This window comes from Paracoccus subflavus (assembly GCF_004310345.1).
Taxonomy (GTDB): domain Bacteria; phylum Pseudomonadota; class Alphaproteobacteria; order Rhodobacterales; family Rhodobacteraceae; genus Paracoccus; species Paracoccus subflavus.
Map to the genome: position 1 here is coordinate 38,749 of NZ_SISK01000011.1, position 26,076 is coordinate 64,824.

Here is a 26,076-nt window from a genome sequence, read left to right on the forward strand (position 1 = left end):
TTAAGTCAGAATCACCCCCGGATTCATGATCCCCGCCGGATCCAGCGCATCCTTGATCGCCCGCATCGCTGCCAGCCGCGCGGGATCGCCCCATTCGGCCAGGTCCGCCGCCTTCAGCCGCCCGACCCCGTGTTCCGCCGAAAACGACCCGCCGCGCGTCACGACCATATGATGCACCGCGCGGGACAGGGCGCGCCGGACCCCGTCATAGACATCCCGCGTCCGACCCTCGGCCGGGAACAGGTTGAAATGCAGGTTGCCGTCGCCCAGATGGCCGAAGCAATTGATCCGCAGATCGGCCATGCCCGCCAGCATGGCACCTGCGTCGCGGATGAAGCGGGCGATCTCGGTCAGCGGCAGGCTGATGTCGTGGCTGGCGATGGCGCCGATGTGGCGGTTGGCCTCGGGGATGGTTTCGCGGACCGCCCACAGATCGGCGGCCTGCTGGCCGGATCGGGCGATCACGCCGTCGCTGACAAGACCGGCCTCGGCGGCATCGGTGAACAGGGTCTCCAGCGCGTCGTCGGCGGACAGGCCGGAAGGCAGGCCGACCTCGATCAGCACCAGCCAGTCGGGGCGGTCGGGGAAAGGCTGGCGCAGGTCTGGAAAGGCCACGTCCAGGAACCGCAACCCCTGCCCCGAGATCAGTTCGAACGCCGTCACCCCGCCCGCCATCCTGGCCTGGGCCAGCGACAGCAGGATCAGCGCGGATTCGGGCGAGTCCACGACCAGCATCGCCACGCCGGTTTCCGCCGGCACCGGGGCCAGCACCAGCGATGCGGCGGTGATGATGCCCAGCGTGCCTTCGGCCCCGATCAGCAGGTCGCGGATGTCATAGCCGGTGTTGTCTTTTCGCAGCCGCTTCAGGTCGTGCATGACCTGGCCCTGCGGCAGCACCGCCTCGACCCCCAGGCACAGGGCGCGGGCGTTGCCGTAACGCAGCACGTTCACGCCGCCCGCATTGGTGGCCAGAACGCCGCCGATCTGCGCCGTCCCGCCCGAGGCCAGGGCCAGCGGGAACTGGCGCCCCGCCCTGCCTGCCGCATCGCGGATCTGGTGCAGCGTCGCCCCCGCCTCGGCCACGATCACGCCTTCCTCGGGGTAGATGGCGCGAATGGCGCTCATGCGTTCCAGCGACAGGACCAGCGGCACGGTGCCGTCGGGCATCACCTGCCCACCCACCAGTCCGGTGCCGCCGCCACGCGGCACGATGGGCACGTGCGCATCGGCGCAGGCGCGGACAATGGCCGAAACCTCATCCACGCTGCGGGGGGCGGCGATCAGACCCGCCCGTCCCCGGAAACGGCCCCGCGGCTCGTCAAGATAGGCGGGCGCCATGTCGCGCAGCACACCCGCCGGCAGCAGCGGGATCAGCGCATCGGTGGCATCGTTCAGCATCGCCCCCCCCTTACCGGGCATCGCTGCGACCGCGCCGGTCGCTGCGAAGGTTGGCATACAGCACATGGTTGCGCCACCGCCCGTCGATCTGCAGATAGCTTTGCGCCACCCCTTCGTACTTGAAGCCCGACCGTTCCAGCACCGCCCGCGAGGCTGCGTTTTCCGGCAGGCAGGCCGCCTCGATCCGCGACAGGTCAAGGGCGGTAAAGGCGTGGTGGACCAGCAGGCCGATCGCCTCGCGCATGTAGCCCTGCCGGGCAAAGGGCTGGCCGATCCAGTAGCCGATGGTTCCCGACTGCGCCGGGCCACGGCGAATATTGTCCAGCGTGATCGCCCCCAACAGCACGCCGTCGCGGCGTATCAGGAACAGCGGCAGGGCGGTGCCGCCCCGGCTGGCGCGGGCAGCCCAATAGACCCGGTTCACGAAACTTTTGCGGGTCAGGTGGTCGGGCGACCAGACGGGCTCCCAGGGGGTCAGGAACGACCGGCTGGCCTGGCGCAGAGAGGACCAGGCATGGAAATCGCCGTGGGCAGGCAGGCGCAGCACGATCCGTTCGGTTTCCAGCCGCACGGGTCGCTGGCGCAGGAACATCAGGCGGCAAGCCGTTCGGCCAGCGTGCCCAGCGCAGGCGCCGCCCTGACCGGACCATAGAGCGCCAGCGCCGGACGGGCATGGGCGATCAGCCCTTCGGCATGGCCGCGCACCTCGGCCACGGTGACGGCGGCGATACGGTCGGCCACCTCGGCCGCGTCGGGCACCCGGCCCCAGATTGCCAGCGTGCGCGCCATCCGCTCGGCTTGGGCGGAGGGGCTTTCCAGCGACATCAGCAGGCTGGCGCGCAACTGCGCCTTGGCGCGGGCGACCTCGGCCTCGGACATGTCGGCGGCGGCGCGGCGGATTTCGTCGATGGTCAGGGTGGACAGGTCGGCCAGATCCTCGGCTCCGGTGCCGGCATAGATGGTCAGCATTCCGGTGTCGTCATGAAATCCCGACTGCGCGAAGATCGTGTAGCACAGGCCCCGTTCCTCGCGGATCTTCTGGAACAGGCGCGAGGACATGCCCCCGCCCAGGGCCGAGGAAAAGATCTGCGCGGCATAGAAATCGGGTGCCAGATAGCCCGGCCCCTCCAGCGCCAGGGCGAAATGGGCCTGCTCCAGCTTCTTGACCTTGCGGGTTTCCAGGCCCTGCCAGCGGGCGGCCTCCTTCGGGGCCTGCATCACGGGCACAAGATGCCCGAAGGCGCGTTCGGCCAGGCGAACAATGCGGTCGTGATCGACCGCGCCCGCAGCCGCCACGATCATCTGGCCGGGACCGTAATTCTCGGCCACGAAGCCCGACAGGTCGGCGCGCGCAAAGTGACTGACGCGTTCGGCATGGCCCAGAATGGTGCGGCCCATCGGCTGGTCAGGATAGGCCGCCTCTTGCAGCCAGTCGAAGATGATGTCGTCGGGCGTGTCCATCGACTGCCCGATTTCCTGCAGGATCACACCGCGCTCGACCTCGATCTCGCGCTCGTCGAAAACCGGGTTCAGCACGATATCCGCGATCACGTCGAAGGCCAGATCCACGTCGCTTTGCAGGACACGGACATAATAGGCCGTGGCATCGCGCGAGGTATAGGCGTTGATATAGCCGCCCACATCCTCGATCGCCTCGGCAATCTGCAAAGCACTGCGGGTCGTGGTGCCCTTGAAGGCCATATGCTCAAGGAAATGGGCGATGCCGTTCTGGTCGGCGCGTTCATTGCGTCCGCCCGCATTGACCCAGACACCAAGCGTGGCAGAATGCAGTCCCGGCATCAGCCGTGTGGCGATGCGCAAGCCGTTCGGAAGGGTCGTGATCTGCTGGCCGGGATCTTGGTTCACTGGGTTCTCCGCTCAAGGATCAGCGATTTAAGCGCGGCCACGTCGTTTTCAACCCGCGTCATACGCTCGGGCAGATCGAACAGGGTCGCCATATGCGGGGGCAGGGCGGGTCGGATGCCGATGGCGGCCTCGACCGCGTCGGGAAACTTGGCCGGATGGGCGGTGGCCAGCGTCACCATCGGCACGCCGGGTTCGACATGCCGGCGGGCGACGGCGACGCCCACCGCACTGTGCGGGCACAGAACCTCACCCGTTTCCGCACGGATGGTGCGGATCATCGCCAACGTCTCATCCTCGGACACGCGGCCCGACAGATACTGGTCGCGCAGGGACTGAAGCGCACCCTGACTGATGACAAAGCCGCCTTCGCGCAACTCGTCCATGAGTTGCGCGACCGCAGGCGCATCCCCGCCATAAGCCAGATACAGCGCCCGTTCGAAGTTGGAACTGACCTGGATATCCATGGAGGGACTGATCGAAGGCTCGACCGTGCCCACCCTGTATTCGCCGGTGGTCAGAGCCCGGTGCAGAATGTCGTTCTGGTTCGTCGCCACGATCAGCCGGCGGATCGGCAGACCCATGGCGCGGGCCACGGATCCCGCGAAGATGTCGCCGAAATTGCCTGTGGGCACGGTGAAGTCGGTTTCCCGCATCCCCAGGCTGGCGGTTGCGGTGACGTAATAGACGATCTGCGCCACCACCCGTGCCCAGTTGATGCTGTTGACCCCTGCCAGTCCCACCCGATCGCGAAAGGCATGGTCGTTGAACAGATCCTTCAGCCGCGCCTGGCAGTCGTCGAAGTGGCCCGTTACGGCAAGGGCATGAACATTTTCGGCGGTGGGCGTGGTCATTTGCCGGCGCTGCACCTCGCTGACGCGGCCATGAGGGAACATGATGAAGACATCGACATTGTCGATGCCCTTGAACGCCTCGATGGCGGCGCTGCCGGTATCGCCCGAGGTCGCGCCGACGATGGTGATCCGCTGGCCGGACCGCTTCAACGCGATCTCGAACAATTGCGCGATCAGTTGCATCGCGAAGTCCTTGAAGGCCAGTGTCGGGCCGTGGAACAGTTCCATGAGGTGATGGCCGGGGGCCAGTTGGCGCAGCGGCGCCTTGGCCGCATGTTCGATGCGCGCATAGGCGCGGGCGATGGCGCCGCGCAGGTCCGCATCGGAAAAGCTGTCGCCGGTAAAGGGCCGGATGACGCGGAACGCAACCTCGTCATAGGCCAGGCCGTCCAGCTCGTTCAGCCCGCCCAGGGCCGGGATCGTCTCGGGCAGATACAGCCCGCCGTCGCGGGCGAGACCGGACAGCATGGCCCCTTCGAAGTTCAGAACCGGGGCCTTTCCCCGCGTCGAGACGTAGCGCATCCTGTTCCCTTAGTATGTCCGCTGCCTGATACGCCAGATCAGGGCCAGTGTCATCCCTGCCCAGGCGGCCGCGATCAGGAACCATTGAACGGCATAGGACAGGTGGTTGTTGGGAATGCCCTCGATGGCGACCGGAAGGGGCTGGACCCCCTGTGCGTCGCCTTCGACAAAGCTGGCCACGACCAGCACGGGTTCGGTTTCCAGCACCTCGGCCATGGCGGGCACGTCGCGGGCGAACCAGATGTTCTCGTCCAGGTTGGGGTCGGGCGTGGCCTCGCCCTTCTCATCCGGCCAGTGCAGGTTTCCCCGGATGGACAGCCGGGTGGGACCGCGTTCGGCGTGGCGCAACTCCTGTGGGACAAAGCCCCGGTCCACCATGATCGCCCGTCCGTCGTCGGTCACGAACCGCGACACGACCTGATAGCCGCCGCCTTGCTCCTTGGTGTGGGACAGCACGTCGATCTCGGCGCCGGTGGTGGTGCCGCTGACGATGACGGGCAGGTATTTCATCGAGGGATCGACCGTGGCGGGCAAGGGGACGGAATCGGCATTGATGCTGGCCTGGATCTGTCCAAGCACGTCCTCTTTCCAGTCCAGCCGGCGCAACTGCCACAAGCCAAGCTGGATCAGGATCGCGCAGCCGACGATGCCGAGGATCAGGGGGAACAGGATGCGGCGCATGATGTATCAGCCAATCGCAACGAAAAACGCGCGGGGAGCTGCCCCGCGCGGTGCATCAGAGAGGAGGCGGGGATCAGCTTCCCCAGACATAAACTACTGCGAACAGGAACAACCAGACCACATCGACGAAGTGCCAGTACCAAGCGGCGGCCTCGAACCCGATATGCTTGTCCTGATCCATTTGTCCCTTCATCAGCCGCACCAGACAAACCGCCAGAAAGATGGTGCCGATGATCACGTGCAGGCCGTGGAATCCTGTCGCCAGATAGAAGGCGCCGGCATAGGCCGTATCGGCCAGCCCGAACGCCGCATGGCTGTATTCGTAGGCTTGCAGGATCGAAAAAACGACCCCCAGGATCACCGCGATGATCAGGCCGTTGATGGTGGTCTTGCGGTCGTTCTCATGGACCAGGGCATGGTGGGCCCAGGTCACGGCCACGCCCGACAGCAGCAGGATCAGCGTGTTGATGAAAGGCAGGTGCCAGGGATCGAAGGTCACGATCCCCTCGGGCGGCCAGACGCCGTCCTTGATGGGGCTTTCCGGTCCCATCGGATACATGGCCTGCTTGATGAAGTTCCAGAACCAGGCGGCAAAGAACATCACCTCTGAGATGATGAACAGGATGAAGCCGTATTGCAGGCCGATGCGGACCACCGGCGTGTGATCGCCCGCCTGGCTTTCATGAATGACATCGGCCCACCAGCTGTACATCACATACAGCACCCCGACAAAGCCGATCAGGAACAGCCAGGGTCCGGTAACCGGAATGCCCAGCAGCGTCACCTCGTCGGGGCGCATCCAGCCGACGGCGCCATACAGCATCAGAAAGGCCGAGACGGCACCGATGAACGGCCAGATCGACGGCGGAAGGATGTGGTAGTCGTGGTTCTTTGCGTGCGCCATGAGCGGTCCCCGTCGTGTCTGCTTGTTGTCAGTTTACCGTGTCGGAGGCAGGGGCTTCAAGCGCCGCCTGCCGGGGTTCGGTTGGGTGAAAGGTATAGGACAGGGTAATGTCCCGGATCCAGCTTGCGTCGCCGTCGCCGACCAGTGCGGGATCGACGAAAAAGCTGACCGGCATCTCGATGCGCTCGCCCGGTTGCAGGGTCTGTTCCGTGAAGCAGAAGCATTCGATCTTGCTGAAATAATAGCCCGCCACCTCGGGCGCAACGTTGTAGCTGGCGGTGCCTGTGACGGGCACGTCCGAATTGTTGATCGCCTCGTAGAAGGCCATGCCATTCTCGCCGATGCGCAGTTCCATGCTGGTCTGCATGGGACGGAAGGTCCAAGCCATCCCCTTGTCCACATTGGCGTCAAAGCGCACCCGGATGGTGCGGTCCAGCACCTGATCCGATCCCGCCGCCGCGACCTGCGTGGTCCCGCCGTATCCCGTCACCCGGCAGAACCAGTCATAGAACGGCACCGCGGCCCAGGCCAGTGCGCCCATGGTCACGACAAGCCCGACCAGCCAGGATACGGTCCGGGCCTCGGGTGACATGCGCCGGCTCATTCCTCGGCCTCGGCGGGTTCTGCCGGCAGAACCGACACTCGGGTCTGATGGTCGAAAGCCTCCATCATGTCCCCTTGCTGGACCTTGACCACCGTCAGGCCGAAGACCAGGGCGATAAAGCCGACCAGCACTGCGGCCAGCCCGACATTGCGCGACCGGCGGCGGGAATGGATCTCGTGTTCGGTGTTCAGCGGCATCACCAGCCCCCCATCCAGTTTTGCACCAGAAGCGCCCCGAAATGCAGGAACAGATAGTTCAGCGACAGCTTGAACACCCGCCGTTCGACCGCATAGCCATCCGCCAGGGCCATTTCCTCGCTCCGGCGCAGGATCCGCCAGCCGCCCAGGATGAACAGCGCGTTCAGCACCACCGATGCTGCCAGATAGACCGGCCCGCCGACCGAGGTCATTCCCAGCCCCAGCGCAAAGGGCGCCAGCACCAGGGTATAGGCGAAGATATGGCGCCGGGTGGCAGGGCGGCCATGCGTAACGGTCAGCATGGGCACGCGGGCCTTGTGATAATCCTGCTTCATGAACAGGGCAAGGGCCCAGAAATGCGGCGGCGTCCAGAAAAAGATCAGGGCGAACATCAGCAGGGATTCGGTGCTGATCCCGCCCGTGGCGCAGGCCCAGCCGATCATCGGCGGAAAGGCCCCGGCGGCGCCGCCGATGACGATGTTCTGCGGCGTCCACCGCTTCAGCCACATCGTATAGACGACGGCATAGAAGAAGATCGTAAAGGCCAGAAAGCCCGCCGCGAACCAGTTCGCCGCCAGCCCCAGCATCATGACCGAAAAACCTGACAGGATCAGGCCCAGCGACAGCGCCGCGCTGGCCTCGATCCGGCCGGCCGGGATGGGCCGGTTCCGGGTTCGCTGCATCACGGCGTCGATGTCGGCGTCGTACCACATGTTCAGCGCGCCCGACGCCCCACCCCCCAGCGCAATGAACAGGACCGAGCAGAAGGCGATGAACGGATGCACATCGACAGGTGCCACCCACAGTCCCACGAAAGCGGTGAAGACGACCAGCGACATGACACGCGGCTTCAGCAGCGCGACGAAATCGCGGAACTCGGCCTCGGGGGCGCCTTCATACGTGTTGATGTCGGTCATCGCTTCGTCTGACTGTTGGAATCGGCGATCACTCGGCCTTGGCCAGCGTCACGCCGGAAAGGTCGAGCGCAGCCGTCGCGGCGGGGCCCTCCAGGGAACCGCCCTGATCGGCGACCCACTGGGCATACACCTCGGGGCTGACCGCCTTGACGACGATCGGCATGTAGGCATGGTTGATGCCGCAGAGTTCGCTGCACTGGCCGAAATAGACGCCTTCCTGTTCGACGTTGAACCAGGCCTGTGCAATCCGGCCGGGAACGGCGTCCTGCTTCACGGCGAATGCCGGGATGGTCCAGCTATGGATCACGTCATCCGCCGTCACCTGCAAAAGAACCGTCTGGCCCACGGGCACGACGACGGCGGTGTCGGTCGCCAGCAGGTATTCGTCCTCGGCATAGCCGTAATCGGCCAGTTCCTCCTTGGCCAGCATGATCGAATCGAAGCTGACGCCGTTTTCGGGATATTCATAGGACCAGTACCACTGGTGGCCGATGGCCTTGATCACCACATCCGGATCGGATGGCATCTCCTGGCTGCGGAACAGGATCGGCAGCGAAAAGGCGCCGATCGCCACCAGAATCAGCACCGGAACCAGCGTCCAGCCGATTTCCAGCGGCGTATTATGGGTGAACCGGGCGGGAACCGGGTTCGAGCGGCTGTTATAGCGCAGGATGACGACCGCCAGCAGCGCGCACACGAAGACCGTGATGACCGCAATGATGACCAGCACGAAATGATCCAGCCACTGCTGGTCGCGGGCCAGTTCGGTCGCAGCCGGCTGAAAGTTTATGCCCCGAGGTTGGGGCTTGCCGATCACCGGCAGGTCGCCCAGGGCGTCCTGGGCAAGCGCGGCACCTGCCACCGCTCCCCATGCCGCAAGCCCGGACATTGCCGCGACCGCGCGGCGAATCATCGCTGTTGCCATTATCCCATCCCGTATCCTTGGTGCGGCCGCGCGACCGCAGGGCGCCCGAGGGCCACCCTTTTCCTTGAGCATTCCTCGTTCTATGACCATATCTTGTCCCTACGGGCAAGTGATACATCGTCGCAGTGTCGCAAAATCGCGGCGCTGTTCGCCCTGCCGTCCGCCAGAAAGACCTCTTCGCCATGACCCTCGGCACCTTTGATCCCTTTGCGTCGCATCTCGACCGCAGCCACGCCCTTGCCATCCTCCAAAAGGCCCTGGCCGGGGCCGATGACGGCGAATTGTTCCTGGAACGCTCGGTATCCGAGTCCCTTGTCTTCGACGACGGCAGGCTGCGCAATTCCGGCTACAACGCCACGCAGGGGTTCGGCCTTCGCGCCGTGCGGGGCGAGGTGACAGGCTATGCCCATGCAACCGAACTTTCAGAACAGGCCCTGCGCCGCGCGGCGGAAACCGCGCGTCTTGCGGTGGGCGCGGGCGGCGGCACCCTGGCCAAGGCGCCGCCCATGACGGTCACGCCCCTTTACATGGATGCCGATCCCGCCCAGGGGATCGCGTTCGCCGACCGCATCGCCCTGCTGCGCGAAATCGACGATCATGCCCGCTCGCGCGATCCGCGCGTGGTCCAGGTCACGGTATCGCTGGCGTCATCGCTGCAAGAGGTGGCGATCCTGCGTCCCGAAGGCCAGCTTGTGACCGACATCCGGCCGATGGCCCGGCTGAATGTCGGCGTGATCGTGGAAAACAACGACCGCCGGGAATCGGGCAGCTTTGGCGGTGGCGGGCGGGTGTCGCTGTCCGGCCTGATGGACCCTGCCTATTGGCGACCCGCTGTGGACGAGGCGCTGCGCATCGCCCTGGTCAACCTGCGTTCGGTCCCGGCACCGGCCGGGGTGATGGACGTGGTGCTTGGCCCCGGCTGGCCCGGCATCCTGCTGCACGAGGCTGTGGGCCACGGGCTCGAGGGCGACTTCAACCGCAAGAAGGCGTCGGCCTTTGCCGGGCTGCTGGGCCAGCGGGTCGCGGCGCCGGGCGTCACGGTGGTCGATGACGGCACCATCCCCGATCGCCGGGGCAGCATCGGCATCGACGACGAGGGCACGCCCCCTGCCCGGAACGTGCTGATCGAGGACGGGATTCTGGTGGGTTACATGCAGGACCGGCAGAACGCCCGGCTGATGGGGGTGGAACCCACCGGCAATGGCCGCCGGCAAAGCTTTGCCCACGCGCCCATGCCGCGCATGACCAACACCTACATGCCCGGCGGCGACGCCGACCCGGCAGCGATTCTGGCCGATCTGCGGGACGGCATCTATGCCGTGGGCTTTGGCGGGGGCCAGGTGGACATCACCAACGGCAAGTTCGTGTTTTCCTGCACCGAGGCCTATCGGGTCAGGAACGGCGTCGTCGGCGATCCGATCCGGGGCGCCACGCTGATCGGCGACGGCGCGACTGCCCTGCAACAGATTCGCGCCATCGGCAACGACATGGCTCTGGATCCCGGCATCGGCAATTGCGGCAAGCAGGGTCAGTGGGTGCCGGTGGGCGTGGGCCAGCCCACGCTGCTGATCGGCGGGCTGACGGTGGGCGGATCGGCCGCGTGACGGATCGCTAACCAGTTGTTAACGCCTTGCCGGTAACGCTGAGGCGCAGGCAAGGCGGAGGCAGCATGGACACCGGACATCTTTCCTTTTCGCGGCCGCCGTTGTCGGGGGCGGATGACGACCTGACGGTTCTGCGCCTGATCCGCTCGCGCCGGGTGGGGCCTTCGACCTATCACCGCCTTGTGGCCGAACACGGCAGCGCGCGCGCGGCCCTGGACGCCCTGCCCGCCATCGCGGCGGCGGCGGGAATCATGGACTACGAGGCCTGCCCCGAAGACGTGGCGGCGGCCGAACTGGCGGCCGGGCGCAAGGTCGGCGCGCGGCTGATCCGCTGCGATTCGCCCCTCTACCCTCCTGCCCTGCAAGAGATCGACGGGGCGCCCCCGGTTCTCTGGGTGCGCGGCGATCCAGCCTGGCTGACACGCGATCCGGTCGCCGTGATCGGGGCGCGCAATTCGTCCTCGCTGGGCCTGCGCATGGCGCGCGGCATGGCGGCAGGTCTGGGCGAGGCAGGGCATACGGTCGTGGCGGGCCTTGCGCGCGGCATCGACACCGCCGCCCATAACGCCGCCCTGCCCACCGGCACCATCGCCGTCATGGCGGGGGGGGTCGATGTGATCTATCCGGCGGAAAACGTCGTGCTGGCCGCGCAGATTGCGGAAAAAGGCGCGCTTCTTTCCGAACAGCCGCCCGGCACCGAACCCCAGGCCCGCCACTTCCCGACCCGCAACCGCATCGTGTCCGGCCTGTCGCTGGCTGTCGTGGTGATCGAGGCCGCGCATCGGTCGGGAACGCTGATCACCGCCAAGAATGCACTTGACCAGGGGCGCGAGGTGATGGCCGTGCCGGGTCATCCGATGGACGCCCGCGCCGGCGGCTGCAACCAGTTGATCCGCGACGGCGCGGTTCTTGTGCGCAACTCGGGCGATGTCTGCGCGGCCCTCGGCCGGACCGGCGACGCCGCCCCACGGGCTGCGCCCGGGACCGGGCTGCCCCCTGGCCCCGCGCCCGAATCCATTCAGCCGGTCGAGGTCGAGGCGCGCATCCTGTCGCGGCTTGGTCCGTCGCCATGCGATGAAAATGACGTGATCCGCGACCTTGGTCTGCCCGCGGCAACGGCCAGCGCGGCGATCCTGTCGCTGGAATTGCAGGGGCGCCTGCTGCGCGTGCCGGGCGGACGGCTGGCGCTTGGCTGAGGACGGGCCCGAGGCAATCGGATGGCTGCCGCCGGTTGACACGGGCAGGCACCCGACCCATGTTCCCGCCCCATTGAAGCCTGCCCCGAGGTAAGAATGCCCGTCGTTGTCGTCGAATCCCCGGCCAAGGCCAAGACCATCGAGAAATATCTCGGCGGCGACTATCGCGTTCTGGCCAGCTTCGGCCATGTCCGCGACCTTCCCCCCAAGGACGGCAGCGTCGATCCCGATGCCGATTTTGCCATGAAGTGGGAGGTCGCGGCCGACAGCAGAAAGCACCTCAAGGCCATCAAGGACGCGCTCAAGGACGACCAGACCCTGATCCTTGCGACCGACCCCGACCGCGAAGGCGAGGCGATTTCCTGGCACCTGCTGGAAGCCCTGTCCCCCGCCCTGAAAAAGGGGGCGCAGGTCAACCGCGTCACCTTCAACGCCATCACCAAGGCCGCCGTGACCGAGGCGATGGCCCAGCCTCGCCAGATCGACCAGCCCTTGGTCGATGCCTATCTGGCGCGGCGGGCGCTGGATTATCTGGTAGGCTTCAACCTGTCGCCGGTGCTGTGGCGCAAGCTGCCGGGCGCGAAATCGGCGGGCCGGGTGCAGTCGGTCTGCCTGCGCCTGATCGTCGACCGGGAAATGGAGATCGAGGCCTTCAAGGCCCGCGAATACTGGTCGGTCCATGCCCGCCTGGCGACGCCGGACGGTGCGGAATACGATGCAACGTTGGTGTCTCTGGCCGGATCGAAGCTGGAACGGTTCGACCTGCCCAGCGCCGAAAAGGCCGCGATGGCCGTCAGCGCGGTCGCCAGTCGCAACCTGCGCGTGACCAGCGTCGCGGCCAAGCCCGCGACCCGCAATCCCTGGCCGCCCTTCATGACCTCGACCCTGCAACAAGAGGCCAGCCGCAAGCTGGGCATGGGCGCCAAGGCCTGCATGTCGGCGGCGCAGCGCCTGTATGAGGCCGGGCTGATCACCTATATGCGGACCGACGGGATCGACATGGCACCCGAGGCGGTCCATGCCGCGCGCGATGCGATCAAGGCCAAGTTCGGCGACAAATACGTGCCCTCCAGTCCGCGGATGTACAAGAACAAGGCCAAGAACGCGCAAGAGGCGCACGAATGCATCCGCCCGACCGACATGATGCTGTCGCCCGACAGGCTGAAGGTCAGCGCGGACGATCAGCGCAAGCTTTATGACCTGATCTGGAAACGGACCATCGCCAGCCAGATGGAAGCCGCGCGGATGGAGCGCACCACGGTCGAGATCGCCAGCCCCGACAATCAGGTCGGCCTGCGCGCGACCGGTCAGGTGATCCTGTTCGACGGCTTCCTGCGCGTCTATGACCAGGGACGCGACGATGAGGATGGCGAGGACGGCGCCCGCCTGCCCGCAATCCGGCAGGGCGAGGCTGCCCGACTGGTTACCCAGGCTTTCGACGCAGAATTTGCCAAGGCCCGCGAAAAGCACGACCCCCTGCCTGCTGCGCCCGCAGGACAGCGGGCAGCGCCCGGCCTGCTGCTGAACGACAGCGCCGCCGTGGCCGCGCGCCAGCACTTCACCCAGCCGCCCCCCCGCTATACCGAGGCCACGCTGGTCAAGCGGATGGAGGAACTGGGCATCGGTCGTCCGTCCACCTATGCCAGCATCGTGACGACCATCCAGGACCGGGAATATGTCCGCAAGGACAAGAACCGCCTGATCCCCGAGGACAAGGGCCGGCTGGTCACGGTCTTCCTGACCAAATATTTCCCGCGCTATGTCAGCTATGACTTCACCGCCGATCTGGAAAACGAGCTGGACGAGATCAGTGCGGGCGATCTGGTCTGGCGCGAGGTTCTGGGCCGGTTCTGGAAGGATTTTTCAAAGGCTTTGCAGGGCACCTCGGAACTGCGGATCACCGAGGTTCTCGAGGCGATCGACGAGGCTCTTTCTCCGCACCTTTATCCGCCGCGCGCCGATGGCGGCGATCCGCGCGGGTGCCCGCTGTGCGGCAAGGGGCGGCTGAACCTCAAGACCGCGCGGTCGGGCGGGGCCTTTATCGGCTGCACGAACTATCCGGAATGCCGCTATACCCGTCCGATTTCCGCGCCAGATGGCGAGGAAGCCGTGGGCGACCGCATTCTGGGCGAGGACAACGGCGATCCGATCAGCCTCAAGACCGGCCGCTTTGGCCCCTATGTCCAGCGGGGCGAAGCGACCGAGGACAATCCCAAGCCCGCCCGATCCTCGATCCCCAAGGGCTGGAACGCGGCGACGCTGGATCTGGATCGCGCGGTTCAGTTGCTGTCGCTGCCGCGTCCGGTCGGCGCGCATCCCGATGATGGCGCGATGGTCGAGGCCGGAATCGGCCGCTTTGGCCCCTATGTCAAGCACGGGGCGAAATACGCCAACCTTCCGGACGCGGACGAGGTTTTCACCATCGGCATGAACCGGGCGGTCGAGGTTCTGGCCTCCAAGCAAATCCGTGGCGGTGCCGCCGCCGCAGCGCCCCTGCGCGAACTGGGCGATCATCCCGACGGCGGCGCGATCCAAGTGATGAACGGACGCTATGGTCCCTATGTGAAATGGAACAAGGTGAACGCCACCCTGCCCCGCGATGTCGCACCAGAGGATCTGACGGTCGAACAGGCGCTTGACCTGATCGCCGCGAAGGCCGGAAAATCGCCTGTCAAAAAGAAGGCGGCCCCCAAGGCCAAGGCCGCACCAAAGGCCAAGGCCGTCACCAAGAAACCGGCGGTGAAAAAAGCGCCCGCGCCAAGGACCGCCAAGGGCTGAACGCAGGCAACCCGGTGCTGTGCTGCCCCTCATGCTGCACTGCGGCATTGACTTGGGCTGCATGGCACGCCACAAACGTTTCGCGCTGTTCGATCCATGGGAGGGACGATGAAAAAGGTCTATGCCACTGCGGCCGAGGCACTGGACGGCCTGCTGCAGGACGGAATGTTCATTGCGGCTGGCGGGTTCGGGCTGTGCGGCATTCCCGAACTGCTGATTGCGGCAATCCGCGATGCGGGCACCAAGGATCTGACGGTTGCGTCCAACAACTGCGGGGTGGATGATTTCGGCTTGGGGATCCTGCTGCAAACGCGCCAGATCAGGAAAATGATCAGCAGCTATGTCGGAGAAAACGCCGAGTTCATGCGCCAATACCTGTCGGGCGAACTGGAGCTGGAGTTCAACCCCCAGGGCACGCTGGCCGAACGGATGCGCGCGGGCGGCTGCGGCATTCCCGGTTTTTACACAAAAACCGGGGTCGGCACCGTCATTGCCGAAGGCAAGGAACACAAGGAGTTCGGCGGCCAGACCTATATCCTGGAGCACGGCATCGTGGCGGACCTGTCGATCGTCAAGGCCTGGAAGGCCGACGATACCGGCAACCTGGTGTTCCGCAAGACCGCGCGCAACTTCAACCCGCCCGCCGCCATGTGCGGGCGTGTCTGCGTGGCCGAAGTCGAGGAGATCGTCCCGCGCGGCAGCCTGGACCCCGATCTGATCCACCTGCCCGGCATCTATGTGCACCGCATCGTTCAGGGACAACACGAAAAGCGTATCGAACAGCGCACGGTTCGCAAGCGGGAGGACGCATAATGCCTTGGGATCGCAACCAGATGGCCGCGCGGGCGGCGCAGGAACTGAAAGACGGCATGTATGTGAACCTCGGCATCGGCATCCCCACGCTGGTTGCCAACTATGTCGGCGACAAGGATATCACCCTGCAGTCCGAAAACGGCATGCTGGGCATGGGTCCGTTTCCGTTCGAGGGCGAGGAGGACCCCGACGTGATCAACGCCGGCAAGCAGACCATCACCGAACTGAACCGCACCGCCTATTTCGACAGCGCCACCAGCTTCGGCATGATCCGGGGCGGCAAGATCGCCGCCGCCATCCTGGGCGCGATGGAGGTGTCCGAGAACGGCGACCTGGCGAACTGGATGATCCCCGGCAAGCTGATCAAGGGCATGGGCGGGGCGATGGATCTGGTCGCCGGCGTGGGCCGTGTGATCGTTGTCATGGACCACACCAACAAGGCGGGCGAGTCGAAGGTCTTGCGGGAATGCACCCTGCCGCTGACCGGCAAGGGCGTGGTGGACCGCATCATCACCAATCTGGGCGTCCTGGACGTCGTGCCGGGAGGCTTGCGCATCGTCGAGTGCGCCGAGGGCGTCACCGAGGACGAGCTGCGCGCCGCGACCGAGGCCACCATCGTTTCGTGACCCTTTGCGCCCTGCGGACATGTCGGCGGGGGGCCTTGCCCCCCGTCGCCGTTCCGCCGACTCCCCTCAGGATGTTTGGACCAAGGCAATGCAGGCCAGGCCATGACCGCCGACCAGATCGCCGCCCTGTTCACGCGCCCGGACGGGACGTTCCTGTGCGCCCGCTGGGGACGCCCCGTGGCGCCGGTGATCTTTGGTCTGGCCGATGAAAGCCTGCGCGTCTTTCGCGGTGCGATCCGGGCCGGTTTCGCCCATGCGGGGCATCCGGTCGCAGACACGGATGCCGAAATGGGCGCGAACCTGATGCTGTTCTTCGTGCGCGACTGGACCGATCTGGCAGGCATCCCCGATCTGGACCGCCTGACGGGAATGGCCGATCTGCTGGAACGGCTGCGCCGGGCAGAGGCCGACCAGTACCGCGTCTTTCGCTTTGACGCCGATGGCGGCATCCGCGCCTGCCTCGGGTTCCTGCGCATCTCGGGCGCGCTGGCCGACAGCCACCCCGCCCATCTGGCCGAGGCGTTGTTCATGCGCTGCGCCCTGACATTCGCGGGCAATGTCGTGCCCTCGGCCCCCATGGCGGCGCTGATCCGGGCGGCCTATGCTCCGGTCCTGCCGGTTGCGGCCGCGGACCCGTCCCATGCGCTGCGGCTGGCGGCGCGGGTGGGGAACGCCTGATGCACAGCCTGTCCGTTCGCGTCTATTACGAGGATACCGACCTGGCCGGGATCGTTTATTATGCCAATTACCTCAGGTTCATCGAGCGCGCCCGGTCCGAATGGCTGCGCACCCTGGGCGTCGATCAGGCCGCGATGAAGGCCAAGAGCGGCCGCGTCTTTGCGGTCCGCCGGGTCGAGGCCGATTATCTGCGCCCGGCCCGCTTTGACGATCTGCTGAAGATCGGAACGGTCCTTGTCCAGATCACCGCAGCCCGGATCGTGGTGGATCAGGCGGTTCGTCGGGACGGCGCGACCTTGTTCCAGGCCCGCGTGACGGTGGCCTGCCTGGACGGCGCGGGGCGACCGGTGCGCCTGCCCGGCATCGTGACCCGCGCCTTGACGCGGCCTGCTGGACCTGTCGAAAAGTGACGGCATTGTGTTGCGGCAAGGGGCTGCCACCCGTGCCGCGAAGGCGCTAAAAGGCCCCAAAACCGGTCGCGAAACCGGCCATGCCCGCGACGCATCACGACAAGAAGGCAGTGACGATGGAACCCATCCAGGCCGCCGAGGCCATTGATTTCTCGCTGATGGCGCTGTTTGCGCGGGCGTCGCCGACGGTGCAGGTGGTGATGGTGCTGCTGGTCATCGCCTCGGTCTGGGCCTGGGCGATCATCATCCAGAAGTTCATGGTCTTTGCCCAGGCCCGGCGCGAGGCCGCGCGGTTCGATCGCAGCTTCTGGTCGGGCGAGCCGCTGGACGATCTGTATGACCGGTTGGGCGACCGCCCGAGAGGCGCCCCCGAACGCATCTTCGCGGCCGGGATGACCGAATGGCGCCGCAGCCACCGCGAAGACGGCCGGCTGATCCCGGGCGGTCCGGCCCGCATCGACCGCGCCATGAACGTGGCCATCCAGCGCGAGGAAGCCCGGCTGTTCCGGGGCCTGTCATTCCTGGCGACCGTGGGATCGACTGCGCCCTTTATCGGGCTGTTCGGCACCGTCTGGGGGATCAAGACCGCCTTCGAGGGGATCGCCCTGTCGCAGGACACCAGCCTGGCCGTCGTGGCGCCGGGGATCGCCGAGGCGCTGCTGGCCACCGCCCTGGGCCTGCTGGCGGCGATCCCGGCCGTGGTGTTCTACAACAAGCTGTCGGGCGATGCGGAACGCGTGACCGGCAACTGGGAGGCGTTCGCTGACGAATTCTCGACCCTTCTGTCGCGCCAGATGGACGAGGCCTGAACGATGTCCGCCGCCGTCGTCAAGCGTGTCAGCCGCAAGGGCCGGGGTCGGCGCCGCAACGCGCCGATGGCCGAGATCAACGTGACGCCCTTTGTGGACGTGATGCTGGTGCTGCTGGTGATCTTCATGGTGGCCGCGCCGCTGATGACGGCAGGGGTGCCGCTGAACCTGCCGCAGACCGCCGCCACCGCAGTGCCCGCCGAGCAGGAAGAACCGCTGGTCATCTCGATCCCTGTCAGCGGCGAGGTGATCGTGATGGACGAACCCGTCGCGCCGGACCGGATTGTCACGCATCTGCGCACGATCCTGGCCGGCCGTCAGAGCGAGCGCGTCTTTCTGCGCGCCGACGGGCAGATCCCTTATGCCCGTGTCGTCGAGGTGATGGGCGCGCTGAATGCCGCCGGGCTGACCGACATCGTGCTGGTCACGGATACCGGCGGTCCCCGGATGGACGGCTAGGCCGATGAGCGACCGGGCGGAGCGCATCGGCTGGTGGGTTTCGGGAACGGCGCACGGCGCGCTGATCCTGTGGGCGGTGCTGGGCGGGGTGTTCCTGCGGCCGCAGCCCTCGACCCCGCTGCGTTCCACCCAGGTCGACACCATCAGCAGTGCCGAGTTCGAGGCCCTGGCCGCAGCCTCGCGCGGGGCCGGGCCGGTCGGGTCGGGCGCCACGACGGTTGCGGATCTCGCCGCGCCGCCTGCCGATGCCGGGGCGGCCGAGGCCCCCGCGCCCGCCAGTCCGCCCGACGCCGAAGAGGCGGCGCAGCCCCTGACCCAGCCGGAAGCACCCGAGGCGCGTCCCGACCTGTCCGATTTCGCCCGCCCCGACCCCGTGGCCGTGACCGCCGACCTGTCGCCCCCGGCACTGAACCAGACCCTTGCCGAGGCCGCGCCCGAGGCGCCCTCCGATGCCGAGGCCCGTCCCATCGACACGCAGCCCGCACGGCCCGAGACCCCGGTCGCGGATCAGGCCGCGCAGCCCGTCGCGCCGCGGTCGGAACTGGCGCTTGACCGGTCCGCGCTGCCCCACAGCCGTCCCGAGGGCTTGGTGGAGCGCCGTACCGAGCGGCTTGCCCGGCAGGAGGCCGAACGCCGGGCCGTGGCCGAAGCTGCCCGCGCAGCCGCGGAAGCAGAGGCCGCTGCGGCCGAGGAACGCCGCCTGAGTGCCGAACGCGCGGCCGCCAAGGAAGCCGCCCGCCGCGCCGAGGCCGAGCGTCAGGAAGCCCAGCGTCAGGCGGAAGCAGAGGCCCAGCGTCAGGCGAAGGAAGCCCGCAGCGCGGAGGCCGAACGGCAGGCTCGGGCCGAGCGCGAGGCTGCCGAGGCGGCCAGCCGGGCCGAGGAGGAACGCCAGGCCGAAGCGCAACGGGCCGCCGAACGGCAGGCCGAGGAGGCGCGTCGGGCCGCCGAGGCGCGGGAAGCAGAGCGGCAGGCTGAGGAACGGCGACAGGCCGAGGCCGAGCGGCAGGCTGCCGAGGCGCGCCGGGCCGAGGAGGAACGCCAGGCCGAAGAACGCCGCGCCGCCGAGGCGGCAGAGCGGGAAGCCGAAGAACGCCTTGCCGCCGAGCGGGAATCGGCGGAACGCGAAGCTGCCCAGCGGGAGGCTGCGGCGCGCGAAGCCCAGGAACGCGAGGCTGCCGCCCGGCAGCAGGCGCTCGAGGATGCGCTGCGGGAAGCGCAGGAGAACACGGACGCCGCCGGCCAGGATCAGACAGCGGCAACCGGAGAGGGGCCGGGCGCCGCCACGCAGACGATCGAAGGGGGTTCGGGGGCATCCGCCGCTCAGGATCCGCTGGCGGCGGCGTTGGCCGGGGCCATGTCGGCCTCGGAGGCGCCGGCTGATCCGGCCCCCCTGCCCGGCACGGCCGAGCCGATGCAGCTTGCCCCCTCGTCCCTGCAGGCCCTGCCCGACGAGATCGGGATGTCCAGCCTGTCGCAGGACCAGCCTCTGTCGCTGGCCGAACGCGACGTCTTTCGCACGGCCCTGCGCCAGTGCTGGAACGAGGGCGCGCTGTCGGTCGAGGCGCGGGGGATGGCCGTCGCGGTGGCCTTCAGCATGACCGCCGACGGCCGGCCGATCGGCGACACGCTGCGCATCGCCGATTTCCGGGGCGGTTCCGAGGACGGCGCCCGCCATGCCTTTGACGTGGCGCGGCGTGCGATCATGATGTGCGGGGCAACGGGCTTTCCGTTGCCTTTGGACAAGTATAGCCGTTGGCGCGATGTGGTTGTCGAGTTTCGCCCCGACGGGATCGGGTTCGACTAGGCCTTGCCGGTTTCCCGGCGGCGCCGGAAAGGAAAAGGACATGATGCTTCGCCTTCTGACATTCGCCCTGTCCCTGACAGTTGCGGGCATTGCCCTGCCGGTCCCGCCCGCCTTGGCGCAGGACGGCCCCCTCAGGATCGAACTGACCGATGGCGTGACGGAACCCCTGGCCATCGCTCTTCCGCCCTTTCACGGGGATGCCGGGATCGCGGCCCGTATCCGCGACGTGGTGGCGGCCGACCTGACGGGCACCGGCCTGTTCCGGGATGTCGGTCCGGGCAGTGCCGCCTCGCAGCCTGCCAGCTTTTCCGAGGCCATCGCCTATGAAGACTGGCGCGCCCTGGGCGCCCAGGCGCTGGTGTCGGCCGAGGTGACGCAGGCGGAAGAGGCCATCAGCGTCAAGTTCAGGCTGTTCGATGTTTATGCGGGCGAGGCGCAGGGCGACGGGATGCAGTTCGATGCCCGGGCGGCCGACTGGCGCCGCGCAGCCCACAAGATCGCGGACCAGATCTATGCACGCTTGACGGGCGAGCAGCCCTATTTCGACAGCCGGGTGGCCTTCGTGCAGGAAACCGGTCCCAAGGATGCGCGGATCAAGCGGATCGGCGTCATGGACTATGACGGGCAAAACATCCTGTGGATGACCGACAGTTCCTCGCTGGTCCTGGCCCCGCACTTCTCGCGCGATGGGCAGCGGCTGGTCTATACCAGCTTCGACAGCGGGTTTCCCCAGATCCGCGTCATGGACATCGCAACGGTTTCGTCACGCCCGCTGACCCAGGACACCGGCAGCATGGCCTTTTCGCCCCGCTTCAGCCCCGACGGGCGCTGGATCGCCTATTCCCGCGAGCAGGGCGGCAATACCGACATCTGGCTGATGGACGCGGCCACCGGCGCCCAGCGGCCGCTGGTCCAGTCGCCTGCCATCGACACGGCGCCCAGCTTCAGCCCCGACGGGCAGCGGATCGTGTTTGAATCCGACCGCTCGGGCAGTCCGCAACTTTATATCGCCGGGCTCGAGGGGGGCGAACCGGTGCGCATCACCTTTGGCGACGGGCGCCACGGATCGCCCGCCTGGTCACCCAAGGGGGACCTGATCGCCTTCACCCGGCAGGTCGGCAACCGGTTCCAGATCGCGACCGTGGCAACCGACGGATCGAACGAGAAAACTTTGACCGAATCCTTTCTTGACGAGTCCCCCTCCTGGGCGCCCAATGGCCGGGTCGTGATGTTCACCCGCGTGACGCCGGGCGGCAACGGCCAGCCGCAACTGCATTCGGTGGATATCACCGGGCGCAACATGCGTCCGCTGAACCTTGACTTTGCCGCCTCGGACCCGTCTTGGGGTCCATTGATGCCTTGAAGCCCCGCATCGGAAGGATAAGCCCGATGAGTCTGCCCGCACGATCCCCCGCCGCCCTTCTGCTGCTTGGCCTGGCCGCCTGCGCCCAGCCCGCGCCCCCGCCGGTCCAGACGGCGGTGATCGACCCCTATGCCAATGCGACGGGGGGCGCGCTGTATCAGGGCGATCTGGCCGGCGGAACCCTGGGGATCGAGGCGACGGCCGAATATTTCAACGGCACCGTGGGCAACACGGTGCTGTTTGCCGCCGATCAGGCAACCCTGACGGCCGAAGCGCGGGCGATCCTGACACGGCAGGCGGAATGGCTGAAAACCCATACGACCTTCAACGCCGTGGTGCAGGGCCATGCCGAGGAAACCGGCACCCGCGAATACAACCTGGCCCTGGGCGCCCGCCGCGCCAGTGCGGTGCAGGAATATCTGGTCGCGCAGGGCGTCGGATCTGGTCGGGTGCGCACGCTGAGCTTTGGCAAGGAACGTCCCCTGGCGGTCTGTTCGGACGAGGCCTGCTGGGCCCAGAACCGTCGTGCCGTGACCGTGGTCAGCCCGGCCGGGACCGGATCGTGATCGCCCGCCTTGTCATCCTGGCTGTCCTGACGCTGGGCCTGCCGGCTGTGGCGCAGGAACCCACCCTGGCCGATTTGCGCGCCGAACTGGCTGAACTGCGCGGTCAGGTGCAATCGCTGCGCTCGGAACTGGTCGCCTCGGGAACCGAGGGCTATCAGGCGGTGGGCGGCGTCGAGGCGATCGACCGCATGAATGCCATGGAACACCGACTGGCGCGACTGACCGACCAGACCGAGCAGTTGGGAAACCGCATCGACCGGATCGTGACCGAGGCCGGCCGCCGGATGGCGGACTTTGAATTCCGGCTGTGCGAAATGGACACGGCCTGCGACCTGTCTGCGCTGACCATGCAGGACCTGGGGCGGACAGGCAGCCCGGTGCCGAACCTCGGCCCCGCAATGCCGCCCGCCGACACGAACCGCAAGCCCACCAGCGCGGGCGAACAATCGGATTTCGACGCGGCCCGGCAGGTCATGGCCAGCGGCGATTTCCGCCGCGCGGCGGAAATGTTCGGGGCGGTGGCCCAGGCCCATGCCGGCGGCGCCCTGACGGCCGAGGCGCTGTTCCTGCGGGGTGCGGCCCTGGACGGCGCGGGTGACGCAACGGCCGCAGCCGCAGCCTGGCTGGAAGGCTTTGCAGCCGATCCCGACGGCCCCCGCGCCGCCGAAAGCCTGCTTGGCATCGCCCGCGTCATCGCCGACGAGGGCGATCCGACCGCAGCCTGCCTGTATCTGTCCGAGATTCCGGCGCGCTTTCCCGGCACCCCCTTTGCCGCCGAGGCCGAAACCCGGCTGAGCCGACTTGCCTGCGGCGACCGTGGCCTTGCCGCGAATGACGGGATGGATCTGTCCGGCGATCCGGCCGATCAACCCTGACGCCATGACGTTGACCGCCGCCGATCCAGCCTTTGCCGTTCACGCCGCGCTGGACCGGCTGGCCGCCGACATGCCCGCGCTTGGCATCGCGGTGTCGGGCGGCGGCGATTCGGTGGCGCTGATGCATATGGCGGCGGACTGGGCCCGCGGCCGCCGGATCATGGTGGCCACCGTGGATCACGGCCTGCGGGCCGACAGCGCCGCCGAGGCACGCGGGGTCGCCCGAGCCGCCCGCGCCCTGGGCTTGGCCCATGCCACCCTGCTGTGGCAGCGCGACACCGAGGCCGGCAACCTGATGGCCAATGCCCGCGACGCGCGGCTGCGCCTGCTGGCCGGATGGGCGCGGCGCAACGGCCTCTCGGCCGTTCTTTTGGGGCATACGGCGGATGATCAGGCGGAAACGTTGCTGATGCGGCTTGCGCGGGGGTCGGGCATCGACGGCCTGGCCTCGATGGCGGAATGGCGCGACGCCTTCGGGATCAGGTGGCTGCGTCCCATGCTGGGGGTCGGGCGGCAGACGCTGCGCGATTGGCTGGAGGTGCGTGCCATTCCCTGGATCGACGATCCCAGCAACGACAGCGACGATTTCGAGCGTATCCGGGTCCGAAAGACCATCGGCGCAGCGGGCCTGGACATCGCGGCCCTGGCCCGCGCCGCCAGACACATCGGCGAGGCGCGCGATGCCCTGGCCCATTATGCGGCCCATGCCGCGCGTGATGTCGTTGTCCGCAACGGCAGCCTGATCCTGCCGCGCCGTCCGTTTGTCGAAGCCCCGCCCGAGATCCGGCGGCGGCTGATCGTCGCAGCCTGCCGCTGGATCACAGGCGCGGATTATCCCCCGCGCCGCAACACGGTGCTGCACGCCCTGGGCGCCATCGCCACCAGCCAGCGCGTCACGCTGGACGGCGCCTTGATCGACCCGGCCGGCGACCGCATCCGCCTGTTCCGCGAAACCGCCGCCGCCCTGCGTGCCCCCGACGTTCATAGCGGGGTTTGGGACAATCGCTGGATCATCAGCGGCCTGAAACCCGGCCAGCGCGTCGCGGCCCTCGGCACCGGAGAGGTCGCGCGCGTGAAATGGCGTCTGGCGGGCCTTGCCCGGGACGAAGCCGCCGCGACCCCGGCGATATGGGACGGCGATCGACTGGTCGCGGCACCCCTGGTTCGCGCCACCGCGCCCTATGACGTGCGTCCCCTGCGCAGCATCGCCGATTTCCGCCGCCTTGTAATGGCGCATTGAACCTGCGCCAATAATCCCTATTTTCAACGCAAACGTCCTTCCCCCGGAGATCCGCCTTGGGCAATGCACGCAACCTCGCCTTCTGGGTCGTTCTGTTTCTGATGATCCTGGCGCTGTTCAACCTGTTCAGCGACGGCGCGAACACCATGAACAGCCGGCAGATCAGCTATTCCGACTTCATCCAGCGGGTCGATAACGATCAGGTTGCCGGTGTGGTGATCGACGGTGAGGAGCTTGCGATCACCGGCACCGACGGAAACCAGTATTCGACCATTCGCCCCCAGGGCGAAGATATTGCCGAACGGCTGATCGCGCAGAATGTCGATGTCCGGGTCGTGCGCCAGCAGCAGTCGGGCTTCATGTCCCTGCTGGGGGTCTGGCTGCCCTTCATCCTGCTGATCGGGGTCTGGATCTTCTTCATGAACCGGATGCAGGGCGGCGGCAAAGGGGGTGCGATGGGCTTTGGCAAGTCGCGCGCCAAGCTTCTGACCGAAAAGCACGGCCGCGTCACATTCGACGACGTGGCGGGCATCGACGAGGCCAAGGAAGAACTGGAAGAAATCGTCGAATTCCTCCGCAACCCGCAGAAGTTCAGTCGCCTGGGCGGCAAGATTCCCAAAGGCGCGCTGCTGGTCGGACCTCCGGGAACCGGCAAGACCCTGCTGGCCCGCGCCATCGCCGGCGAGGCGGGCGTGCCGTTCTTCACCATCTCGGGCTCGGACTTCGTGGAAATGTTCGTGGGCGTCGGCGCGTCCCGCGTCCGCGACATGTTCGAACAGGCCAAGAAATCCGCCCCCTGTATCGTCTTCATCGACGAGATCGACGCCGTGGGCCGTGCCCGTGGCGTAGGGATCGGCGGCGGCAACGACGAACGTGAACAGACGCTGAACCAGCTTCTGGTGGAAATGGACGGATTCGAGGCGAACGAGGGCATCATCATCGTTGCCGCCACCAACCGCCGCGATGTTCTGGACCCCGCCCTGCTGCGTCCCGGCCGCTTTGACCGCCAGATCCATGTGCCCAATCCCGACATCAAGGGCCGCGAAAAGATCCTGTCGGTTCATGCCCGCAAGGTGCCGGTCGGCCCGGACGTGGATCTGCGCATCATCGCACGCGGCACGCCCGGTTTCTCGGGCGCCGACCTGATGAACCTGGTGAACGAGGCCGCGCTGATGGCCGCCCGCATCGGTCGCCGTTTTGTCAGCATGGAGGATTTCGAGAACGCCAAGGACAAGGTGATGCTGGGCGTCGAACGCCGCAGCATGGTCCTGACGCCGGAACAAAAGGAAAAGACCGCCTATCACGAGGCCGGCCATGCCGTCGTCGGGCTGTCGCTGCCGAAATGCGATCCGGTCTACAAGGCCACGATCATTCCGCGCGGCGGGGCCTTGGGGATGGTGGTGTCCCTGCCCGAAATCGACCGTCTCAACTTTCACAAGGACGAGGCCAAGCAGAAGCTGGCGATGACCATGGCCGGCAAGGCCGCCGAGATCATCAAATACGGCGAAGAAGGCGTGTCCAACGGGCCGGCGGGCGATATCCAGCAGGCCAGTTCCCTTGCCCGTGCGATGGTGATGCGCTGGGGCATGTCCGACAAGGTCGGCAATATCGACTATGCCGAGGCGCACGAGGGCTATAACGGTTCGACCGGCGGCTTTTCGATTTCCGCGGCGACCAAGGAACTGATCGAGCAGGAAGTCCGCGATCTGATCGAGGAAGGCTATCAGACCGCGCGCCGCATCCTGCTGGAAAAGGAAACCGAATTCGAACGGATGGCCCAGGGCCTGTTGGAATACGAGACCCTCACCGGCGAGGAAATCGGCAAGATCCTGCGGGGCGAACCGCTTGGCGGTGATGACGATACGCCAAGCAGCCTGATCCCCTCGGTCACGGCAATTCCGAAGGCGGGCAAGCCAGCCACTGGTGGCGATCCCGCCCCGGCATGACGACCCCATCCCCGGCCTTTGTGCCGGGGTCTTTCTTTATGTCT

The 26,076-nt window shown here is 67.0% G+C and carries 25 protein-coding genes; 15 read left to right on the top strand and 10 right to left on the bottom strand.

The genetic code is table 11. The features are described 5' to 3' along the window. The 10 genes from EYE42_RS13395 to coxB form a co-directional block, all read right to left on the bottom strand. Window positions 1-1,398 (bottom strand): FAD-binding oxidoreductase, encoded by a 1,398-nt coding sequence (locus EYE42_RS13395; protein ID WP_130991828.1) that lies wholly within the window; start codon window positions 1,396-1,398, stop codon window positions 1-3. 10 nt (window positions 1,399-1,408) lie between these two features. Then, the gene (locus EYE42_RS13400; protein ID WP_130991829.1) at window positions 1,409-1,990 is read right to left on the bottom strand and encodes a GNAT family N-acetyltransferase; all 582 of its coding nucleotides are present in this window, start codon (window positions 1,988-1,990) and stop codon (window positions 1,409-1,411) included. Next, window positions 1,990-3,264 (bottom strand): M16 family metallopeptidase, encoded by a 1,275-nt coding sequence (locus EYE42_RS13405; protein WP_342772714.1) that lies wholly within the window; start codon window positions 3,262-3,264, stop codon window positions 1,990-1,992. The genes EYE42_RS13400 and EYE42_RS13405 overlap by 1 nt, the downstream gene beginning before the upstream one ends. Then, a complete protein-coding gene (thrC, locus tag EYE42_RS13410; protein ID WP_130991830.1) occupies window positions 3,261-4,637 on the bottom strand; it encodes a threonine synthase in 1,377 nt (458 codons plus the stop codon). The genes EYE42_RS13405 and thrC overlap by 4 nt, the downstream gene beginning before the upstream one ends. 9 nt (window positions 4,638-4,646) lie before the next feature. Further along, on the bottom strand, window positions 4,647-5,318 hold the full coding sequence (locus EYE42_RS13415) for an SURF1 family protein (protein WP_130991831.1): 672 nt from the start codon (window positions 5,316-5,318) through the stop codon (window positions 4,647-4,649). Window positions 5,319-5,391: 73 nt separating this feature from the next. After that, the gene (locus EYE42_RS13420; RefSeq protein WP_130991832.1) at window positions 5,392-6,222 is read right to left on the bottom strand and encodes a cytochrome c oxidase subunit 3; all 831 of its coding nucleotides are present in this window, start codon (window positions 6,220-6,222) and stop codon (window positions 5,392-5,394) included. A 28-nt stretch (window positions 6,223-6,250) separates the two neighbouring features. After that, window positions 6,251-6,826: a cytochrome c oxidase assembly protein gene (locus EYE42_RS13425; protein ID WP_130991833.1), complete on the bottom strand. Its 576-nt coding sequence runs from the start codon at window positions 6,824-6,826 to the stop codon at window positions 6,251-6,253. Beyond that, window positions 6,823-7,023, bottom strand: a complete 201-nt coding sequence (locus tag EYE42_RS13430; protein ID WP_130991834.1) for a hypothetical protein — start codon at window positions 7,021-7,023, stop codon at window positions 6,823-6,825. Before EYE42_RS13430 ends, EYE42_RS13425 begins: the two co-directional genes overlap by 4 nt. After that, the gene (gene cyoE, locus EYE42_RS13435) at window positions 7,023-7,940 is read right to left on the bottom strand and encodes a heme o synthase (protein ID WP_130991835.1); all 918 of its coding nucleotides are present in this window, start codon (window positions 7,938-7,940) and stop codon (window positions 7,023-7,025) included. Before cyoE ends, EYE42_RS13430 begins: the two co-directional genes overlap by 1 nt. A 28-nt stretch (window positions 7,941-7,968) precedes the next feature. After that, complete coding sequence (coxB, locus tag EYE42_RS13440; RefSeq protein WP_170309511.1) at window positions 7,969-8,865, bottom strand: cytochrome c oxidase subunit II; 897 nt, start codon at window positions 8,863-8,865, stop codon at window positions 7,969-7,971. Between the two features lie 182 nt (window positions 8,866-9,047). Between coxB and tldD the strand changes: the two genes are divergently transcribed. The 15 genes from tldD to ftsH all read left to right on the top strand — a co-directional run bounded on the left by tldD (window position 9,048) and on the right by ftsH (window position 26,032). Then, entirely contained in the window at window positions 9,048-10,469 is a 1,422-nt protein-coding gene (tldD, locus tag EYE42_RS13445; RefSeq protein ID WP_130991836.1) for a metalloprotease TldD, read from the top strand. 65 nt (window positions 10,470-10,534) lie between these two features. Then, window positions 10,535-11,665 carry a DNA-processing protein DprA gene (gene dprA / locus EYE42_RS13450; protein WP_130991837.1) on the top strand — a complete coding sequence of 377 codons (1,131 nt, stop codon included), beginning with the start codon at window positions 10,535-10,537 and terminating at the stop codon, window positions 11,663-11,665. 96 nt (window positions 11,666-11,761) lie between these two features. Further along, window positions 11,762-14,443 (top strand): type I DNA topoisomerase, encoded by a 2,682-nt coding sequence (gene topA / locus EYE42_RS13455; protein ID WP_130991838.1) that lies wholly within the window; start codon window positions 11,762-11,764, stop codon window positions 14,441-14,443. 108 nt (window positions 14,444-14,551) lie between these two features. Further along, on the top strand, window positions 14,552-15,256 hold the full coding sequence (locus EYE42_RS13460; protein ID WP_130991839.1) for a CoA transferase subunit A: 705 nt from the start codon (window positions 14,552-14,554) through the stop codon (window positions 15,254-15,256). Further along, window positions 15,256-15,882 carry a CoA transferase subunit B gene (locus EYE42_RS13465; protein ID WP_130991840.1) on the top strand — a complete coding sequence of 209 codons (627 nt, stop codon included), beginning with the start codon at window positions 15,256-15,258 and terminating at the stop codon, window positions 15,880-15,882. The genes EYE42_RS13460 and EYE42_RS13465 overlap by 1 nt, the downstream gene beginning before the upstream one ends. 102 nt (window positions 15,883-15,984) lie before the next feature. After that, window positions 15,985-16,560, top strand: a complete 576-nt coding sequence (locus tag EYE42_RS13470; protein ID WP_130991841.1) for a hypothetical protein — start codon at window positions 15,985-15,987, stop codon at window positions 16,558-16,560. After that, a complete protein-coding gene (gene ybgC, locus EYE42_RS13475; RefSeq protein WP_165455796.1) occupies window positions 16,557-16,970 on the top strand; it encodes a tol-pal system-associated acyl-CoA thioesterase in 414 nt (137 codons plus the stop codon). The genes EYE42_RS13470 and ybgC overlap by 4 nt, the downstream gene beginning before the upstream one ends. A gap of 116 nt (window positions 16,971-17,086) precedes the next feature. Beyond that, entirely contained in the window at window positions 17,087-17,779 is a 693-nt protein-coding gene (gene tolQ, locus EYE42_RS13480) for a protein TolQ (protein WP_130991843.1), read from the top strand. 3 nt (window positions 17,780-17,782) lie between these two features. Beyond that, complete coding sequence (locus EYE42_RS13485) at window positions 17,783-18,238, top strand: ExbD/TolR family protein (protein WP_130991844.1); 456 nt, start codon at window positions 17,783-17,785, stop codon at window positions 18,236-18,238. Between the two features lie 4 nt (window positions 18,239-18,242). After that, complete coding sequence (locus EYE42_RS13490; protein WP_130991845.1) at window positions 18,243-20,042, top strand: hypothetical protein; 1,800 nt, start codon at window positions 18,243-18,245, stop codon at window positions 20,040-20,042. A gap of 55 nt (window positions 20,043-20,097) precedes the next feature. Further along, the gene (tolB, locus tag EYE42_RS13495; RefSeq protein ID WP_425466569.1) at window positions 20,098-21,405 is read left to right on the top strand and encodes a Tol-Pal system beta propeller repeat protein TolB; all 1,308 of its coding nucleotides are present in this window, start codon (window positions 20,098-20,100) and stop codon (window positions 21,403-21,405) included. Between the two features lie 26 nt (window positions 21,406-21,431). After that, window positions 21,432-21,971, top strand: coding sequence for a peptidoglycan-associated lipoprotein Pal (pal, locus tag EYE42_RS13500; RefSeq protein WP_130991846.1), 540 nt, complete (start codon window positions 21,432-21,434; stop codon window positions 21,969-21,971). Continuing rightward, complete coding sequence (locus tag EYE42_RS13505; RefSeq protein ID WP_130991847.1) at window positions 21,968-22,846, top strand: tetratricopeptide repeat protein; 879 nt, start codon at window positions 21,968-21,970, stop codon at window positions 22,844-22,846. Before pal ends, EYE42_RS13505 begins: the two co-directional genes overlap by 4 nt. A gap of 4 nt (window positions 22,847-22,850) precedes the next feature. Then, window positions 22,851-24,086 carry a tRNA lysidine(34) synthetase TilS gene (gene tilS, locus EYE42_RS13510; RefSeq protein WP_130991848.1) on the top strand — a complete coding sequence of 412 codons (1,236 nt, stop codon included), beginning with the start codon at window positions 22,851-22,853 and terminating at the stop codon, window positions 24,084-24,086. Between the two features lie 56 nt (window positions 24,087-24,142). Continuing rightward, on the top strand, window positions 24,143-26,032 hold the full coding sequence (gene ftsH / locus EYE42_RS13515; RefSeq protein ID WP_130991849.1) for an ATP-dependent zinc metalloprotease FtsH: 1,890 nt from the start codon (window positions 24,143-24,145) through the stop codon (window positions 26,030-26,032). Window positions 26,033-26,076 lie beyond the last annotated feature (44 nt).